Origin of the sequence: Agarivorans sp. 1_MG-2023 (genome assembly GCF_030548385.1) — a bacterium.
In the GTDB taxonomy this organism is placed as follows: Bacteria; Pseudomonadota; Gammaproteobacteria; order Enterobacterales; family Celerinatantimonadaceae; genus Agarivorans.
Genome location: NZ_JAUOSJ010000035.1, coordinates 1 through 846, shown reverse-complemented (window position 1 = coordinate 846; position 846 = coordinate 1). Strand labels below are relative to the sequence as shown.

Below are 846 nucleotides of genomic sequence, written 5' to 3'. Positions count from 1 at the left end.
GCTCAGCGTGATGACTTAGCACTGGCGATGAAAAAACTCACCAGCCGTTACGACAACCTATTTCAGTGCTCATTCCCGTATTCCATGGGCTGGCACTATGCGCCGTTTTTCAAAGAGGGCGATACCTCGACCGAACATTGGCAATTACACGCCTTGTTCTACCCACCGCTATTGCGCTCAGCCAGCGTACGTAAGTTTATGGTGGGCTACGAGATGTTAGCGGAAAGCCAACGAGATTTAACCGCCGAGCAAGCGGCCAGCAAACTGCGCGACCTTAGCGACGTGCATTACAAAGAACAACAGAACTAAGGAGCTGCGCATGACCCAACGTCAACAACACCTCATCGATACGGTCAGCAATGCCTTTATCAATATGACGGGCTCAGCCCCAGCAAGGCTGATTCAAGCCCCTGGGCGGGTAAACTTAATTGGTGAACATACCGATTACAACGACGGCTTTGTGCTGCCTTGTGCCATTGACTACCAAGCTGTTGTGGCAGCTTCACCGCGCAGCGATAGCATCGTGCGAGTGGTATCGGTAGATTACGATAACCAAGTGAACGAGTTTGATATTAGCCAACCGCTACAGTTTGATGAAAACTGCATGTGGGTAAACTACATTCGCGGCGTCATTGATTGCCTACAAAAAGAAGGCTTCACCCTTGGTGGTGCCGATTTAGCAGTGAGTGGTAACGTGCCACAAGGCGCTGGTTTAAGCTCATCGGCTGCCCTTGAAGTGGTGATTGGTCAAACCTTTAAAACCCTGTTTAACTTAGACGTCTCGCAACAAAAATTGGCGCTGATTGGCCAAGCGGCGGAAAACAACTTTGTAGGGTGTAACTGCGG

Annotated in this window: 2 protein-coding genes; both read left to right on the top strand. The window is 50.2% G+C overall.

The window, feature by feature from the left end; genetic code table 11:
* Positions 1 to 309: galactose-1-phosphate uridylyltransferase (galT, locus tag Q4592_RS21775; protein WP_303516934.1), on the top strand; the 309-nt coding region annotated here is incomplete at its 5' end.
* A 64-nt stretch (positions 310 to 373) separates the two neighbouring features.
* Positions 374 to 846, top strand: a 473-nt coding sequence (locus Q4592_RS21770) for a galactokinase family protein (protein WP_303516935.1), incomplete at its 3' end; no start/stop codon positions are given.